This is a genomic window from Paenisporosarcina sp. HGH0030 (assembly GCF_000411295.1).
Classification (GTDB): Bacteria; Bacillota; Bacilli; order Bacillales_A; family Planococcaceae; genus Paenisporosarcina.
This window is the reverse complement of record NZ_KE150421.1, coordinates 1794165-1810496: the sequence shown is the minus strand read 5'-3', so window position 1 is coordinate 1810496 and position 16332 is coordinate 1794165. Positions and strand designations below refer to the sequence as shown.

17 protein-coding genes are annotated in these 16332 nt (G+C 40.9%); 16 read left to right on the top strand and 1 reads right to left on the bottom strand.

Annotated elements, in window-relative coordinates; translation table 11 throughout:
• Window positions 1–543: 543 nt before the first annotated feature.
• The 11 genes from rpoE to HMPREF1210_RS08630 all read left to right on the top strand — a co-directional run bounded on the left by rpoE (window position 544) and on the right by HMPREF1210_RS08630 (window position 11152).
• The gene (gene rpoE / locus HMPREF1210_RS08680; protein ID WP_016428284.1) at window positions 544–1095 is read left to right on the top strand and encodes a DNA-directed RNA polymerase subunit delta; all 552 of its coding nucleotides are present in this window, start codon (window positions 544–546) and stop codon (window positions 1093–1095) included.
• 295 nt (window positions 1096–1390) lie between these two features.
• The gene (locus HMPREF1210_RS08675) at window positions 1391–2986 is read left to right on the top strand and encodes a CTP synthase (RefSeq protein ID WP_016428283.1); all 1596 of its coding nucleotides are present in this window, start codon (window positions 1391–1393) and stop codon (window positions 2984–2986) included.
• A 249-nt stretch (window positions 2987–3235) separates the two neighbouring features.
• Window positions 3236–3595, top strand: coding sequence for a response regulator (locus HMPREF1210_RS08670; RefSeq protein ID WP_036659477.1), 360 nt, complete (start codon window positions 3236–3238; stop codon window positions 3593–3595).
• Between the two features lie 93 nt (window positions 3596–3688).
• Window positions 3689–4546: a class II fructose-bisphosphate aldolase gene (locus tag HMPREF1210_RS08665; protein ID WP_016428281.1), complete on the top strand. Its 858-nt coding sequence runs from the start codon at window positions 3689–3691 to the stop codon at window positions 4544–4546.
• A gap of 91 nt (window positions 4547–4637) precedes the next feature.
• Window positions 4638–5288, top strand: coding sequence for a fructose-6-phosphate aldolase (gene fsa, locus HMPREF1210_RS08660; RefSeq protein WP_016428280.1), 651 nt, complete (start codon window positions 4638–4640; stop codon window positions 5286–5288).
• A 32-nt stretch (window positions 5289–5320) separates the two neighbouring features.
• A complete protein-coding gene (locus tag HMPREF1210_RS08655) occupies window positions 5321–6616 on the top strand; it encodes a UDP-N-acetylglucosamine 1-carboxyvinyltransferase (protein WP_016428279.1) in 1296 nt (431 codons plus the stop codon).
• Between the two features lie 86 nt (window positions 6617–6702).
• A complete protein-coding gene (gene glpX / locus HMPREF1210_RS08650) occupies window positions 6703–7671 on the top strand; it encodes a class II fructose-bisphosphatase (RefSeq protein ID WP_016428278.1) in 969 nt (322 codons plus the stop codon).
• Between the two features lie 127 nt (window positions 7672–7798).
• Window positions 7799–9082, top strand: a complete 1284-nt coding sequence (rho, locus tag HMPREF1210_RS08645) for a transcription termination factor Rho (protein ID WP_016428277.1) — start codon at window positions 7799–7801, stop codon at window positions 9080–9082.
• A 181-nt stretch (window positions 9083–9263) separates the two neighbouring features.
• A complete protein-coding gene (gene rpmE / locus HMPREF1210_RS08640; RefSeq protein ID WP_016428276.1) occupies window positions 9264–9479 on the top strand; it encodes a 50S ribosomal protein L31 in 216 nt (71 codons plus the stop codon).
• Window positions 9480–9816: 337 nt separating this feature from the next.
• Window positions 9817–10818 carry a YeiH family protein gene (locus HMPREF1210_RS08635; protein WP_016428275.1) on the top strand — a complete coding sequence of 334 codons (1002 nt, stop codon included), beginning with the start codon at window positions 9817–9819 and terminating at the stop codon, window positions 10816–10818.
• Window positions 10819–10906: 88 nt separating this feature from the next.
• Complete coding sequence (locus HMPREF1210_RS08630) at window positions 10907–11152, top strand: hypothetical protein (protein ID WP_016428274.1); 246 nt, start codon at window positions 10907–10909, stop codon at window positions 11150–11152.
• Window positions 11153–11326: 174 nt separating this feature from the next.
• Here the strand turns inward: HMPREF1210_RS08630 and HMPREF1210_RS17665 are convergent, their stop codons facing one another.
• Window positions 11327–11482, bottom strand: a complete 156-nt coding sequence (locus HMPREF1210_RS17665) for a DUF1540 domain-containing protein (protein ID WP_016428273.1) — start codon at window positions 11480–11482, stop codon at window positions 11327–11329.
• A 334-nt stretch (window positions 11483–11816) separates the two neighbouring features.
• Here HMPREF1210_RS17665 and HMPREF1210_RS08625 point away from each other — a divergent pair, with 334 nt between their 5' ends.
• From HMPREF1210_RS08625 to HMPREF1210_RS08605, 5 genes are all read left to right on the top strand, one after another.
• A complete protein-coding gene (locus HMPREF1210_RS08625) occupies window positions 11817–12431 on the top strand; it encodes a thymidine kinase (RefSeq protein ID WP_016428272.1) in 615 nt (204 codons plus the stop codon).
• 227 nt (window positions 12432–12658) lie between these two features.
• Window positions 12659–13738: a peptide chain release factor 1 gene (gene prfA, locus HMPREF1210_RS08620; RefSeq protein WP_016428271.1), complete on the top strand. Its 1080-nt coding sequence runs from the start codon at window positions 12659–12661 to the stop codon at window positions 13736–13738.
• Window positions 13722–14588 carry a peptide chain release factor N(5)-glutamine methyltransferase gene (gene prmC / locus HMPREF1210_RS08615; protein WP_016428270.1) on the top strand — a complete coding sequence of 289 codons (867 nt, stop codon included), beginning with the start codon at window positions 13722–13724 and terminating at the stop codon, window positions 14586–14588. The genes prfA and prmC overlap by 17 nt, the downstream gene beginning before the upstream one ends.
• 44 nt (window positions 14589–14632) lie before the next feature.
• On the top strand, window positions 14633–15208 hold the full coding sequence (locus tag HMPREF1210_RS08610) for a stage II sporulation protein R (protein WP_016428269.1): 576 nt from the start codon (window positions 14633–14635) through the stop codon (window positions 15206–15208).
• 82 nt (window positions 15209–15290) lie between these two features.
• Complete coding sequence (locus HMPREF1210_RS08605; protein ID WP_016428268.1) at window positions 15291–16325, top strand: L-threonylcarbamoyladenylate synthase; 1035 nt, start codon at window positions 15291–15293, stop codon at window positions 16323–16325.
• The last annotated feature ends 7 nt before the right edge of the window (window positions 16326–16332 follow it).

The window sequence follows — 16332 nt, the reverse complement described above, 5'->3', positions numbered from 1 at the left end:
ATAGTTTTCCAATCGGATAAATATTAACAATTGGGCTTATTCAAAAAATCTAACTATTTATCATGCATTTGCGCTAGAGCCGCAGGTTTCGTATGAGCCAACTAGTAAGAATGTATAATTGTGAGTCTCATGAACATAAACTCTTTTTTAAAGGTAATGTTATATGAGAGCCGATACCCACTCTTATTAAAAAAGTACAAATAAAAGTTTACAATGCCAAAATTAAAAATATTCATAAATTCCATTTTAAAAAGATAAACTTATTAACTTAATTGGGTATAATAGAACAAGAGGAATTGGGAGGATGTCACAATGAAAAACAGCATACATATTGTCGTGGTTTTGGCATGCCTTATCGGGACATTTTTCTTGTATAACAAGCAAATGGGGTCGATTCCCTTACTGATATTATCGATTTACTTGTTTTATTTCGGGTGGACTACGATAAGGGAAACAAAAAACAACAAATCACGGTAGCATATTTCAATGAGGTTTGTATATAATGGTTATTATGCCAACGTATGTAGAAAGGACGTGCACGATTTGAAATTTCGTGAAATGACAACAGAACAACTAAGTGAAGAATCGTTTATCGATTTGGGATATGCAATATTGGAAGAAAAACACGAATCTCTGACTTTACAAGAATTACTAGATGAGATCAAAAAATTAAATAAATTTACTGAAGCTCAAATGAAAGAACGTATGCTTCAGTACTATACAGATATGAACATCGATGGTCGCTTCCTGGCGATTTCTGAAAACCGTTGGGGTCTACGCGAGTGGTACCCTGTTGAACAAATTGAAGAAGAAACAGCGCCTACTGTAAAAGTTCGCAAGAAAAAAGCAAAAGCTGATGTGGATGAAGACGATCTTGAAGATGATTCAGATGATGATGAAATCGCATTCGAAGAGGACTTCGATGAATTTGTTGAAGACGTAGATGGCGAAGAAGACTTCGACTTGGACGAGGACGACGATGAAGAAGAAATCGAAGAAGTGGCTGCTGAAGAACTTCTTGATACAGACGATGAATTCGAAATCGTGGACGAAGAAGATGAGGAAGATGAAGAAGACGAAGAAGACGAAGTATAATAACCCTTGACTTCTTAGTTCATTCAGATTAATCTTTTACTTGGGCTCCCTAAAAGGGAGATTGAACGCTTATATAATGCGCTCCCCCTGCAAACACTGCAGGGAGGGCGCTTTTTTTGTTTTTACAAGTGTAAAGCGCAACATTAGTTCAGAGTTGTCGAAAATAGCATGAAAACTCGTTTTTACTAAGTTTCAAAACTTACAATCGAGCCGAAGCTTGAAACGATCTTGAACTTTTTAACAGCACGCCTCACCCAACTTCATTTCAAATACACCATAATAGGAGGAGTTAGCTTTGACTAAATATATTTTCGTAACAGGTGGCGTAGTTTCTTCACTTGGTAAGGGAATTACCGCGGCTTCACTCGGCCGTTTACTGAAGAATCGTGGACTTAACGTAGCGATTCAAAAATTCGATCCATACATTAACGTAGACCCAGGTACAATGAGCCCGTACCAACATGGGGAAGTTTACGTGACGGACGACGGTGCCGAAGCAGACTTGGATCTTGGTCACTACGAGCGTTTCATTGACATTAACGTCAGCAAATTCTCAAACGTAACAACAGGGAAAGTATATTCTGCGGTCTTGAAAAAAGAACGTCGTGGCGACTACTTGGGCGGAACTGTACAAGTTATTCCACATATCACGAATGAAATTAAAGAACGTTTAGTTCGTTCTGCAAAAGAAACACATGCAGATGTGGTCATCACTGAAATCGGTGGAACAGTAGGGGACATCGAGTCACTGCCATTCCTAGAAGCAATCCGCCAAATGAAAGGCGACTTCGGTGCAGAAAATGTTATGTACATTCACTGTACGTTAATTCCTTACATCCGTGCTGCAGGTGAGATGAAAACAAAACCAACGCAACATAGCGTAAAAGAATTGCGTAGTTTAGGGATTCAGCCAAACATCATCGTGGTGCGTACCGAACATGAAGTACCACAAGATATGAAAGATAAAATTGCGTTATTCTGTGACATTAAAGCGAGCGAAGTAATTGAAGCGCGTGATGCGGAGTCTTTATATGAAGTACCGTTAGCGCTTCAAGAACAGCATATGGACCAAATCGTCCTAGATCACTTCGGCATTAATGCGCCTGAAGCGGATATGACGGATTGGACAGCTTTAGTTGACCGCGTGAAAAATTTATCGAAAAAAGTTCGTATTGGCTTAGTCGGTAAATATGTAGAATTACAAGATGCGTACATCTCAGTTGTAGAAGCCATGAAACATGCAGGGTTTGCATTCGATGCGGACATTGAAGTGAAATGGATTAACGCTGAGCACGTAAACGAGGAAAACGTTGCAGAATGGTTAAGCGATGTTGACGGCGTATTGGTTCCAGGTGGCTTCGGTGACCGCGGAGTTGAAGGGAAAATTGCTGCAACTGCTTATGCACGTGAAAACAACGTACCGTTCCTTGGTATTTGTTTAGGAATGCAATTGGCAACAGTTGAATTTGCACGTAACATTCTTGATTTAAAAGACGCTCATTCTGCTGAATTAAATCCAGCTACACCATACCCGATTATCGACTTGTTACCAGAACAAAAAGATATTGAAGATTTAGGTGGTACACTTCGTTTAGGATTACAACCATGTAAACTAATTCCTGGTTCAAAAGCATATGAAGCTTACGGACAAGAGTTAGTGTACGAACGTCACCGTCACCGTTACGAGTTCAACAACGAATACCGCGAGCAATTTGAAGCAGCTGGCTTCATTTTCTCTGGTACGAGCCCAGATGGTCGATTAATTGAAGTGATTGAAATTCCAAATCACCCATTCTTCGTCGCATCTCAGTTCCACCCAGAATTTATCTCGCGTCCACAACGTCCACAACCACTATTCCGCGAGTTCATCAAAGCGGCAGTAGGGGAATAATTTAACCAAAAGCCCGTTCCTTTGAAAATGAAGGAACGGGCTTTTGTTATACTATTTATGGATAAAATTAGATATTTTTTTTAAAAATGCACTACAGGTATGGAATATCCTGTATTATAATAAAGGGATTACATTTTCTCCTTCATAAAAGCAAATTATTATTGAAAAATATCTTTTTTATGCAGGATTATGGAAAAGATTGTAGAATTATTAGAAATAGTACCAGTGCAAGCAAAGGGGAACGTTTTCATGAAACAGTTACTGATTGTGGATGATCAACAGGGGATTCGTTTGTTATTAAATGAAGTGTTTAAACGTGAAGGTTACACGACATTTTTGGCTGCGAATGGAATTGAAGCATTAGAACTAGCTGAGAGAGTTAAGCCAGACGGTGTGCTCCTAGATATGAAGATACCGGGGATGGATGGAATAGAAATTTTGAAACGTATCAAAGCGCGTACTCCTGACTTGCCGGTCGTCATGATGACGGCATATGGAGAACTTGATTTAATCAAAGAAGCAATGGATTTGGGCGCTTCACATTATTTCACAAAGCCCTTTGATATTTATGAAGTGCGCGATGCTGTAAACGGAATGTTAAAAGACTGACATAAGCAGGCAGTGGCAAACACTGCCTGTTTTTGTTATTATAAAAGATGGTTAAAAGCAATATTTCCTATTCATGAAACGGAGGATTCCTCAATGGCTTTAGTATCGATGAAAGACATGATGATCAAAGGGAAAAAAGAAGGCTATGCAATCGGACAATTCAATATCAACAACTTGGAGTTCACGCAAGCCATTTTACAAGCAGCAGAAGCAGAAAAATCCCCAGTAATCTTAGGCGTTTCTGAAGGGGCAGCTAAATATATGGGCGGTTTCACAACCGTTGTTCACATGGTTAAAGGATTGATGCACGACTATAAAATTACGGTTCCTGTAGCGATTCATTTAGACCATGGTTCAAGTTTTGAAAAATGTAAAGAAGCAATTGATGCTGGATTCACATCAGTCATGATTGATGCATCACATCATCCATTGGAAGAAAACATTTCAACCACGTCTCAAGTAGTGGAATATGCACACGCTCATGGCGTGTCTGTTGAAGCTGAGCTTGGAACTGTGGGTGGACAAGAAGATGACATTATCGCAGAAGGCGTCATTTATGCAGATCCAAAAGAATGTGCTGAACTGGTTTCACGCACTGATATCGATTGCTTGGCACCTGCACTGGGTTCTGTTCATGGTCCTTACAAAGGAGAACCGAATTTAGGTTTTGCTGAAATGGAAGAAATCTCGAAATTATCAGATCTTCCACTTGTATTGCACGGTGGAACCGGAATTCCTGTAAAAGATATTCAACGTTCGATTTCACTGGGAACAGCGAAAATCAATGTTAATACTGAAAATCAAATTGCAGCTACAAAAGCAATTCGTGATTTCTTGAATAGCGATGCGGATGTTTACGATCCACGTAAATACTTAATTCCTGCTCGTGACGCAATCAAAAACACTGTACAAGGAAAAATGCGCGATTTCGGAAGTTCTGGAAAAGCATAAATAAAATAGCATAAATAAAACAAGAGAATGTAAGGAGAAGTGTCGGAATACGGCCTTCTCCTCTTTTTCCATCAAATGGAGGCAACTAAAAATGAAATTTTTTATCGATACAGCAAACTTTGAAGAAATTAAAGAAGCACACGCTTGGGGTATTTTGTCAGGCGTAACTACAAATCCATCACTTGTGGCAAAAGAAAATATTTCTTTCCACGATCGTTTACGTGAAATCACTTCACTAGTAGAAGGTTCAGTCAGTGCAGAAGTAATTGCTTTGGATGCTGAAGGAATGATTAAAGAAGGTCGTGAACTAGCGGCAATTGCACCAAATATCACAGTGAAATTACCAATGACACCAGACGGTCTGGCAGCATGTTCAGTATTTTCAAAAGAAGGCATTAAAACAAATATCACGTTGATTTTCAGCGCAAACCAAGCTTTGCTTGCAGCACGTGCTGGAGCAACTTATGTATCACCATTCCTTGGGCGTTTGGACGATATCGGTCACAACGGCATGGATTTAGTCGGTACGATTGCACAAATTTTTGAATTGCACAATATTGATACAGAAATCATTGCTGCATCAATTCGTCATCCACAACACGTGACAGACGCAGCGCTTCACGGAGCACACATTGGAACAATGCCGATAAACGTAATGAAACAAATGTTCAAACATCCATTAACGGATAAAGGAATTGAAGCATTTTTAGCGGATTGGAATAACCGTTTAAGTGCAGAATAAGTTAACTCTTGAATTGATTGTAGGTGAATTACATGGAAGTGTATAAAATTAATGGGCAAAAACGTTTACAAGGAACAATTAAAGTGAGCGGTGCCAAAAACAGCGCAGTTGCTTTAATCCCGGCATCCATTTTAGCCAATTCTCCTGTCACGATTGAAGGATTACCGGAAATCTCGGATGCTTGGACACTGAAAGAGTTGCTAGAGGAAATCGGTGGGGATGTATCTTTCGACGACGGCACTATGAACATTGATCCTACTAAAATGCAAGGCATGCCTTTGCCAAACGGCAACGTTAAAAAACTTCGAGCATCCTATTATTTGATGGGTGCCATGCTAGGTCGCTTTAAAAAAGCGGTCATTGGCTTGCCAGGAGGCTGTTTCTTAGGACCTCGTCCGATCGATCAACACATCAAAGGCTTTGAGGCGCTTGGTGCCAAAGTGACGAACGAACATGGTGCCATTTATTTGCGTGCGGATGAATTGCGTGGAGCTAAAATTTATTTAGACGTTGTCAGTGTTGGTGCCACCATCAACATCATGCTGGCTGCCGTAATGGCTAAAGGGCAAACGACCATTGAAAATGCCGCGAAAGAACCTGAAATCATTGATGTAGCGACTTTGTTAACAAACATGGGAGCGAAAATCAAGGGTGCAGGAACGAACGTCATTCGAATCGATGGAGTTGATGAACTACATGGGACGAACCACACGATTATCCCCGATCGAATTGAAGCAGGAACATTCATGATAATGGCTGCAGTGGCTGGTGACGGTGTTACAATTGACAATGTCATCCCATTCCATGTTGAAGCGCTGACTGCAAAACTGCGCGAAATGGGCGTTAAGATCGAAGAAGGCGAAGAAAGTATCTTCATTCCGAAATCAGAGAACTTGCAGGCAGTGGATGTGAAAACACTGGTGTATCCTGGTTTCCCAACGGATTTACAGCAACCGTTCTCTCTTTTAATGACCCAGGCCAAAGGTTCATCGGTCATTACAGACACCATTTATTCAGCCCGTTTCAAACATATCGATGAGTTGAAACGTATGAATGCCAGTGCACGTGTAGAAGGGCGTACAGCGATTATTTCAGGTCCGACGAAATTGGAATCCGCTTCAGTTCGTGCATCAGATTTGCGTGCAGGAGCAGCCTTGGTATTGGCTGGATTGATTGCCGAAGGAGAAACTGAAATTCGCGATATTTATCATATCGAACGAGGCTACAGCTCGTTAATTGATAAATTGCATGGGCTCGGTGCAGATATTCGCCGCGAAACTATCGAAGATGAACACGAACATTCGAGCACAGAAGACAACGAAAAATAAAAATCTGACCACTTGTCACGTATGGTACAATGACAGGTGGAAGAATGACGCAAATAAATGACCGGATAACGGGAGGAACACACAAAATGGAACGCAGTTTATCAATGGAGTTAGTGCGTGTAACAGAAGCAGCAGCAATCGCTTCGGCACGTTGGATGGGCCGAGGTTTGAAAAATGAAGCGGATGACGCAGCGACTACAGCTATGCGAAACGTTTTTAACTCTATCCCGATGCAAGGGGTCGTCGTAATAGGCGAAGGTGAAATGGACGAAGCACCGATGCTATATATCGGTGAAGAACTAGGTCTTGGCATTGGCGGTCCGGAAGTGGATATCGCAGTTGACCCTCTCGAGGGAACAAATATCGTGGCTTCAGGCGGATGGAATGCGCTTGCAGTTCTTGCAATCGCAGACAGAGGCAACCTGCTGAATGCACCGGATATGTATATGGACAAATTGGCAGTAGGACCTGAAGCAAGAGGCCAAGTGGACATCAACGCTTCTGTAACAGATAACTTACGTGCGGTTGCCCGTGCTAAAAACAAAGACATCGAAGACGTTGTGGCAACAATTTTAAACCGCCCACGTCACCAAAAAATTATTGATGAGATTCGTGCATCAGGTGCTCGAATTAAATTGATCAATGATGGCGACGTTGCAGGTGCAATCAACACAGCATTCGATGAAACAGGCGTAGATATTTTATTTGGACTGGGTGGCGCGCCAGAGGGCGTTATTGCTGCAGTTGGCTTGAAATGTCTAGGTGGCGAAATACAAGGTAAATTAGTTCCTACCAACGAACAAGAATTACAACGTTGTATTCGTATGGGACTTGATGTAAACCGTGTATTCCGTATGGAAGACCTTGTAAAAGGTGACGACGCAATCTTTGCGGCAACGGGTGTAACGGATGGAGAACTTCTGCGTGGTGTACAATTCAAGGGATCATATGCAGAGTCTCATTCATTAGTTATGCGTGCGAAATCAGGCACAGTCCGTTTCGTAGAAGGGCGTCACAGCTTGAAGAAAAAACCTCATCTTATGATGGAAGACTAACTTCAAAAATATGTGCCTGGCCATAACTTGGCCGGGCATCTTCTACTAAAATCAATTCATTGCAGAACCAATCCTACCTTCAACTTGAATCGACACAACAAAATATGTAAAAGAGTGGTGCCATTTTATGACAACCTTAAAGATTGCTGAACTAGAAAGTATGACGTTAAAAGAACTGTATGCACTTGCACGCCAGTTCAAAATCTCGTACTACAGCAAACTAACGAAAAAAGAACTTATTTTTGCGATATTAAAAACACGCGCAGAACAAGAAGGCTACTTCTTCATGGAAGGTGTCCTGGAAATTATTCAATCTGAAGGGTTCGGTTTCTTGCGCCCCATCAACTATTCTCCAAGTTCAGAAGATATCTATATTTCCGCATCTCAAATTCGCCGTTTCGACTTACGTAACGGAGATAAAGTAACAGGAAAAGTACGCCCACCAAAAGAAAATGAACGATACTACGGCCTATTGCACGTAGAATTAGTAAATGGTGAAGACCCGGATTCTGCAAAAGAACGCGTGCATTTCCCGGCACTCACACCGTTATATCCAGATCGTCACATCAAGCTTGAAACAGAGTCAAACAAACTATCAACCCGCATCATGGATTTAGTAGCACCTGTCGGATTCGGTCAACGTGGCTTAATCGTGGCACCGCCAAAAGCGGGTAAAACGATGTTACTAAAAGAAGTGGCAAACTCGATTACGACAAACTATCCGGATGCAGAACTGATTGTCTTGCTAATTGACGAACGTCCAGAGGAAGTTACGGATATCGAGCGTTCTGTGAATGCCGATGTTGTAAGCTCAACGTTTGACGAAGTACCAGAAAATCACGTAAAAGTTGCGGAATTGGTTCTTGATCGTGCGATGCGTTTAGTTGAACACAAACGTGACGTCATCATCCTGATGGACTCCATTACACGACTGGCACGTGCGTACAACTTAGTGATTCCACCAAGTGGTCGTACATTATCTGGTGGTATTGACCCTGCTGCATTCCATCGTCCAAAACGTTTCTTCGGTGCAGCACGTAACATTGAAGAAGGCGGAAGCTTAACAATTCTTGCAACAGCTCTAGTTGATACAGGATCACGTATGGATGAAGTGATTTACGAAGAATTTAAAGGAACAGGAAACTTGGAGCTTCACCTAGACCGCAATTTGGCAGAGCGTCGTATTTTCCCGGCACTCGACATCCGTCGCTCGGGAACACGAAAAGAAGAACTACTTATTCCTTCAAATCAACTCGAAAAACTATGGGCAATTCGCAAAACATTCTCGGATTCGCACGATTTCGGCGAACGCTTCCTAAAAAAATTGCGTCAATCGAAATCAAACGAAGATTTCTTCAACCAGCTCAATGACGATATGAAAGCTCATCGTGGTGGCAAGGGACTGCTATAAGATAAATTGTAGTTCCTTATTTAAACAAAAGGGTTGATTTCGTAAGTCCTTTTTGCTATAATTTAGTTCGGTAGATTTACCATACTCTGTGACATATACGGCTGAACTGAACGGGTCGTGTAAGGTGACAGTTAAATAACCCACTCTGTTCCAGATGGTTCAGGGCGAGAGGAGATTTAAGATGAAACCAGGAATTCATCCCGATTACAAAACAGCTACAGTTACATGTTCATGTGGTAACTCGTTCGAAACAGGATCAGTAAAAGAAGACATCAAAGTTGAGTTTTGCTCAGAATGTCATCCATTCTATACTGGCCGTCAGAAATTCGCAGCAGCGGATGGCCGTGTTGATCGTTTCAACAAAAAATACGGTCTTAAAGAAGAAATCAACGAATAATCACAAAATACCCGCTTAGAGTTTCGACTCTATGCGGGTATTTTTTATTTTATTTAAGGTGAGCGGTCAGTTAGTTGAATTCTGGGGAGTTTAGTTGTAAAAAGAGAAATTTGATTGAATTGAATAAATAATGGAAGTGAACTCTTAATCTCATCACAAATAGAAAAGCTACCCTGTAAAGGCAGTCGGTTCTTCAACTAAGCACTCCTTAGTTGATAAATGAAATCTTCCTGTTGTTGGTATTATTCTAGACGGTTCCCAAAATAGATAAAGTGTAATATATGTTAAAATAATCTTTGGGCGTGAGCGAAAGAAAACTATTTAGTGAGGTAGAGAAATGACGAGAAAAGTTGTATACATTTTACCTGGACTACTGGTTTGTATTGCAATTGCAATGATAGGTATAGCACTCGGAAGATTTTTCCCTAATTTAGGGAGTGGTTTATTTGCAATTCTAATTGGTATATTAATTGGTAATTTAAAAATAGGTTCTTATTCCATATTAAAGCCGGGGGAAAAGTTTTCGGGAAGTACTTTACTGTACTTTTCCATTGTTTTATTAGGAGCAACCTTAACATTCAATTCATTATTTGAAATTGGAATGTTAGGTCTTGCTTATATTCTCATTCAAATGGCAGGAACGATTTTGTTTGTTATTTGGTTAGGAAAGAAACTGCGATTCGGTGAAGATTTTGGTTTGCTGATGGCAAGTGGAAATGCGGTCTGTGGTTCATCTGCGATTGCGTCGACTGCACCAGCTATCCAGGCTAAAGAATCTGATGTGGCCGTTTCTATTACGATTGTCAATCTGTTGGGTACGGTTTTGATGATCTTGTTACCAGTGATAACAAGTGCGATTTTTCAAAACGATGTATTGCAGTCGTCTGCATTAATAGGTGGAACATTACAATCTGTTGGACAAGTAGTAGCTAGTGGTAGCATTGTTGGTGAAGCGGTAAAGGATCAAGCAGCCGTCTTTAAAATCAGTCGAATTATCTTTCTGGTAGCTGTTGTTTTTGTTTTGAAACAGATCAAACTTAATAATGGAGAACAGCCAAAAACGCAGGAGTCATTTCAATGGCGTACAATCGTTCCATGGTATGTCGGGGGCTTTTTCATACTATGTTGTTTGAATAGTATTTTATATTTCCCTGCAACAGTTACACATTCAATCAAGGGGTTCGGAAACTATTTGGAAATCATCGCTTTGGCGGGGATTGGAATGAGTGTGAAAATAAAAGACCTTACACTGCACGGCTGGAAGTTATCAGCTTATGCCGGGGGAATCGGTCTATTCCAGATTGTATTTGCTCTATTATTGATTTTTATTTTATTGTAAGCTTCACATAAAAAAACGTCTCATGAATCCTTATTGTTAGCCATATATTTAAACAATATAAGTTGGGATATAGGAGGATGAGTAGATCATGCAAACAAAAGAAATGCGCTTACGTCGAATCCAACATCTTGCTCATGAAATTATGGATGAGATGAATGTAAGGAAAGAGCTAAGACGATTTGATACAAGACTTGTGATTGATAATCTATCCCGGGCAATCGGCGATTTATCAGATCCATTGGGTAATTATTCACTTGACTATTTAGAAGAAAAAGTGGGAAATGCACATTGCCTGCTATTTAAAACTGAAAAAAACATACACTTTCATCCTTAACTCCACTTGGGGTACCTCAGCATAACACAGCTGGTATAAAATATTTTTACTCCATTCCTTTTTCAAAGCGGATAGAAAAAATAAAATGAATTCATAAACTTGAATGAAAAAGATAATTATCATCATTACTATAAATAATAAAGGGCAACCAAAATGATGGTTACCCTCAAAAGTTTAAGCTTTTGTTACAAATGTTTTGCAATCCGTTTCTTCACTATTGGATGCCTTTTTGCCCTTATGACTGACTACATAAATAGAATCCGCTTTACATTTGTTTCCGGAGTCCCAATACTTACAGTTATTCACTTCACACAGAACATCTTGAGCCATAGTATCACACCTCCTATTTTGTTATTATTAGCAAATTTGAGGTGACTGATACTTTTTTTATTTAAGTGGAGTGTAATTCTTACTGTATGTATTAAAAGTTAAGCAAAAGGCTGCCGAGCAAAGCGAATAGCCCTGTTATTAAAACCTTTGAATTGCGCCACACACGGATGTTTAGTGGTGTTTCTATTTGAGAAGACAATTGATAGAATGATGACTGATATTCTAGAATAAATATTTTCCTCTATATCACATAACTTTATGAAAGAAAAGACGGGAAATGCAACATAATTTTCTGTATGATAGGGAATAGAGAGTTTTGAAAGGAGTGACTTCCATGTACGTGATGTCACAAACTGGCTGGGTAGAAGTCATTTGCGGAAGTATGTTTTCTGGGAAATCAGAAGAATTAATTCGTCGTGTACGACGCGTGCAATTTGCGAAACAAAAAATTGCCGTGTTCAAACCACGTATAGATAATCGTTACAGTGAAGAAGAAGTTGTAAGCCATAATGGCACGAAAGTGATTGCGATGCCAGTTGAGCGCGCAAAAGATATATGGGCGTATATTTCGGATGAATATGATGTCATTGGAATCGATGAAGCCCAATTCTTTGACGAAGGAATTGTGGATGTCGTGGAACGTCTAGCGAATCATGGATTCCGCGTTATTGTTGCTGGTCTGGATCAAGATTTCCGAGGGGAACCATTTGGACCAATGCCAAAACTAATGGCAGGTGCTGAACAAGTAACGAAATTACAGGCTGTTTGCCAAGTGTGCGGTTCACCTGCAAGTCGAACGCAACGACTTATTAACGGAGAGCCAGCTGGCTATGAGGATCCAATTATTTTGATTGGAGCAACAGAAGCTTACGAACCTCGTTGCCGTCACCATCACGAAGTACCAGCAGGCGTTACTCATCAAACTTCATTAGTGTACGAGAAAGAGTAGCGATTGCTGCTCTTTTTCTTTTTGGCTTTGTAAAACAATACTGTTCTTTTGCTAGACGAAAATGTACTCTTTCGTTTGATTTTCAATTTCAACAGCACTCTTTGCCGGTTCGTCTGCGGAAAGGGAGCAGATTCCTTTACGTTATATCCAGCTAAGCTGTAGTGGCAATTTCGCCTCTTTTTCTATATAATTATACTGTTAATCACATGAACGGATGAGGTGAAAGTATGTTTGATCGCTTACAATCGGTAGAAGACCGATATGACCGCTTAAATGAATTGCTCAGTGACCCTGAGATTGTTAATGATATGAATAAACTACGTACGCTTTCGAAAGAACAGTCGGACTTACAAGATACGGTCAATGCATACCGTGAATACAAACAAGTAAAAGAGCAGCATGCTGATGCGAGAGCCATGCTTGACGATAAGCTCGATGCAGATATGCGTGAAATGGTGAAAGAAGAAATGAACGACTTGGCGGCTCAAATTGAAGAGCTGGAAGAACGTTTGAAACTGTTATTGATTCCGAAAGACCCGAATGATGAAAAGAACGTAATCATGGAAATTCGTGGAGCTGCCGGTGGAGACGAAGCTGCTCTATTTGCAGGGAACTTATTCCGCATGTACAGCCGCTACGCAGACACGCAAGGCTGGAAAATTGAAATTATGGATGCTTCTCCTACTGGAATTGGTGGCTATAAAGAAGTGATCTTCATGATTAACGGTAACGGAGCGTACTCGAAAATGAAATATGAAAACGGTGCTCACCGTGTTCAACGTGTTCCTGAAACGGAGTCTGGTGGACGCATTCATACGTCGACAGCAACCGTTGCATGTCTTCCAGAAGTGGAAGAGGTAGATGTAGAAATTCATGAAAATGATATTCGTACAGATACGTATGCATCTTCAGGTGCCGGCGGTCAGTCCGTTAATACAACAATGTCAGCTGTTCGTCTAACACATATTCCGACTGGCACGGTAGTAACTTGCCAAGATGAAAAATCACAAATTAAAAACAAAGCTAAAGCCATGACGGTTCTTCGCGCACGTGTTGCAGATAAATTCCGTCAAGAAGCACAAGCTGAGTATGACGCTGTCCGTAAATCTGCAGTAGGTTCAGGAGACCGTTCAGAACGAATTCGCACATACAACTATCCACAAAATCGCGTGACTGACCACCGCGTTGGATTGACCATTCAAAAATTGGATCAAATCATGGAAGGTAAACTCGATGAAATCGTGAATGTTCTCATAATGACGGACCAATCCGAAAGACTTGAGCGCATGAATGAAACCAATGTGTAAATATGTATACGAGGCTCTCGCGCGAGCCTCGTCTTTTTTAATAGAAAACGGTCGAGAAGAACCTGTCGCGCGTATGTTGCTACAACATGTTTTAAATAAAACACACGTCCAGTTACTCATGGATATGCGTGAAGAAATTTCAGACAGCCAATTCAATCAGTATTGGTCACTCATTGAACAGCACAAAGACGGAAAGCCTGTTCAATACATTATCGGGTCGGAAGAATTTTATGGTCGAACGTTCACTGTCAATGAACATGTTCTTATTCCTCGCCCTGAGACGGAAGAACTTATTGTGGAAACGACTGCCCGTATAAAGCATTTGTTCAACAATAAAACGGAGTTAAATCTTGCGGATATTGGGACAGGCAGTGGGGCAATCGCCATTACAATGAAGGCTGAAGTTCCTGCTTTACAAGTCACAGCAACCGATTTATCCCCACAGGCACTGAAAGTGGCACAAGCAAACGCAGCTGAACTTGATGCAGACATCACATTCAAGCTTGGTGATTTAACCGCTCCTATTGCAAATGAAAAGTGGGATATCGTATTATCGAACCCTCCCTATATTGCACACGAAGAAGCTACGACTCTATCAGATACTGTATTAAACTATGAACCTCATAGTGCTCTTTTTGCTGATGAAGAGGGACTTCAGTTATATAAAAGGTTAGCTGTAGAACTCCCTGCAATCTTGAATCGACCTGCACTGATTGGTCTGGAAATCGGCTATGCGCAAGGTCCCGCTGTCCAATCTTTCTTCCAAAAATCGTTCCCAACTGCTCAAGTTGATATAGTAAAAGATATAAACGGAAAAGAAAGAATGATTTTTTGTGAGATTCGTGAATAAACTATCAACACCTTGTCCACAATGATGTCAAGGGGGAATGAACAGTGATACAAGATTACGAGATTTTCAGAAACGAAGAACAGCAAACGAAGCGGTCTCCATGGATTGAACTCATCCTGTCGCTCTTACTCATTCAAACATTACTATTTTTATTGCCAGTTATTAGCGGTGCAGCCGAGGCAGTACCAGCAGACGCTATTCAAATAAGAATTGTTGCAAACAGCAACACTAGCGAAGATCAGCAAATTAAATCGTTAATTCAGCAAGAAATTCAACCACTTCTTGAAAAAGCAGCTGCCAGCGTTCAAACAACGGCACAACTTGAAAAAGAATTGAATGCGCTATCTACGGAAATCACGTTAAAAGCACAAGCTATCACAAAACAGGCAATCCAGATCAGCTTGGCAAAAGCATTGATTCCACCAAAAACAGATGGCACTTACTTTTATGCACAAGATTTTCACCAATCACTTGTTGTGACAATCGGAAGTGGCAAAGGTGACAACTGGTGGTGCGCATTATTTCCAAAGGTATGTTATCAAGAAGAAGAAGAAGAAGTGATAGAAGAAGAGCCTGTGAAGTTTTGGACATGGGAGTGGATAAAAAGCAAGTTTTGGTAAGAGTTATACACATTTACACACCTAGTTATCAACAACATGTGCATAACTAACACATTACCCTAATAGAAAGGAGAAATATCGCATGAAAACGAAAAAACTCATTGTGGATAACGGTGTGAATAAAATCGAAGTTTATTCACAAGCTGTGGAAAAATTAATGTCTGGTGAAGTTGTCGCATTTCCGACTGAAACAGTTTACGGTTTGGGAGCAATCGCTACGAATGAACAAGCAGTCGCGAAAATCTTCGAGGCAAAAGGTAGACCTTCCGATAACCCATTGATTGTTCATGTTGGTAAAGCTCACGACATCGTAAAATACGTCACTTCTGTTCCAGAAAAAGCAGATGCGTGCATCAAAGCGTTTTGGCCAGGTCCATTAACACTGATTTTAGACGCAAAACCGAATACTTTCGCTCCGAATGTAACCGCTGGCTTATCAACAGTAGGGTTACGCATGCCTGATCATCCAGTTGCACTGGAATTACTGACCATGCTTAATCACCCCGTTGCCGCACCAAGTGCAAACCGCAGTGGCAAACCAAGCCCAACAACTGCTCTGCATGTGGAAAAAGATTTGAACGGACGAATTCCTCTCATCTTAGATGGCGGGGCTACCGGAATCGGACTTGAATCAACCGTTGTGGATTTTACTGTTGATCCACCCGTGATCCTGCGTCCAGGCGGCGTTACAGCGAACATGCTACAAGAAGTTATTGGCAAAGTAATTGAACCAGAAACAACCAAAGTGGATGAAGCATCCGTACCACGGGCACCTGGCATGAAATATGCACATTACGCACCTGATGCGCCAGTGTATTTAATTCAACCAGATGTGAACTCGGTAAAGAAAGCCATTCAGACAATACATATGAACCATCAAAAAGTTGCTTTACTCGCTACAGATGAATTCAGTCAAGGCGGGGCAGACTGGTTCTTTTCACTCGGCAATCAACAAAATCTCGAAACTTCTGCACAACATTTATACGCGCATTTACGTTCGTGCGATGAAACAACGGCTGATATGATACTCGTTACGGTACCTGAAAAAACAGGTGTTGGTGCAGCCATTTTCAATCGTCTGGAAAAAGCAGCCGATGGCAACTGGTGGCACTCCTAATCTCTTC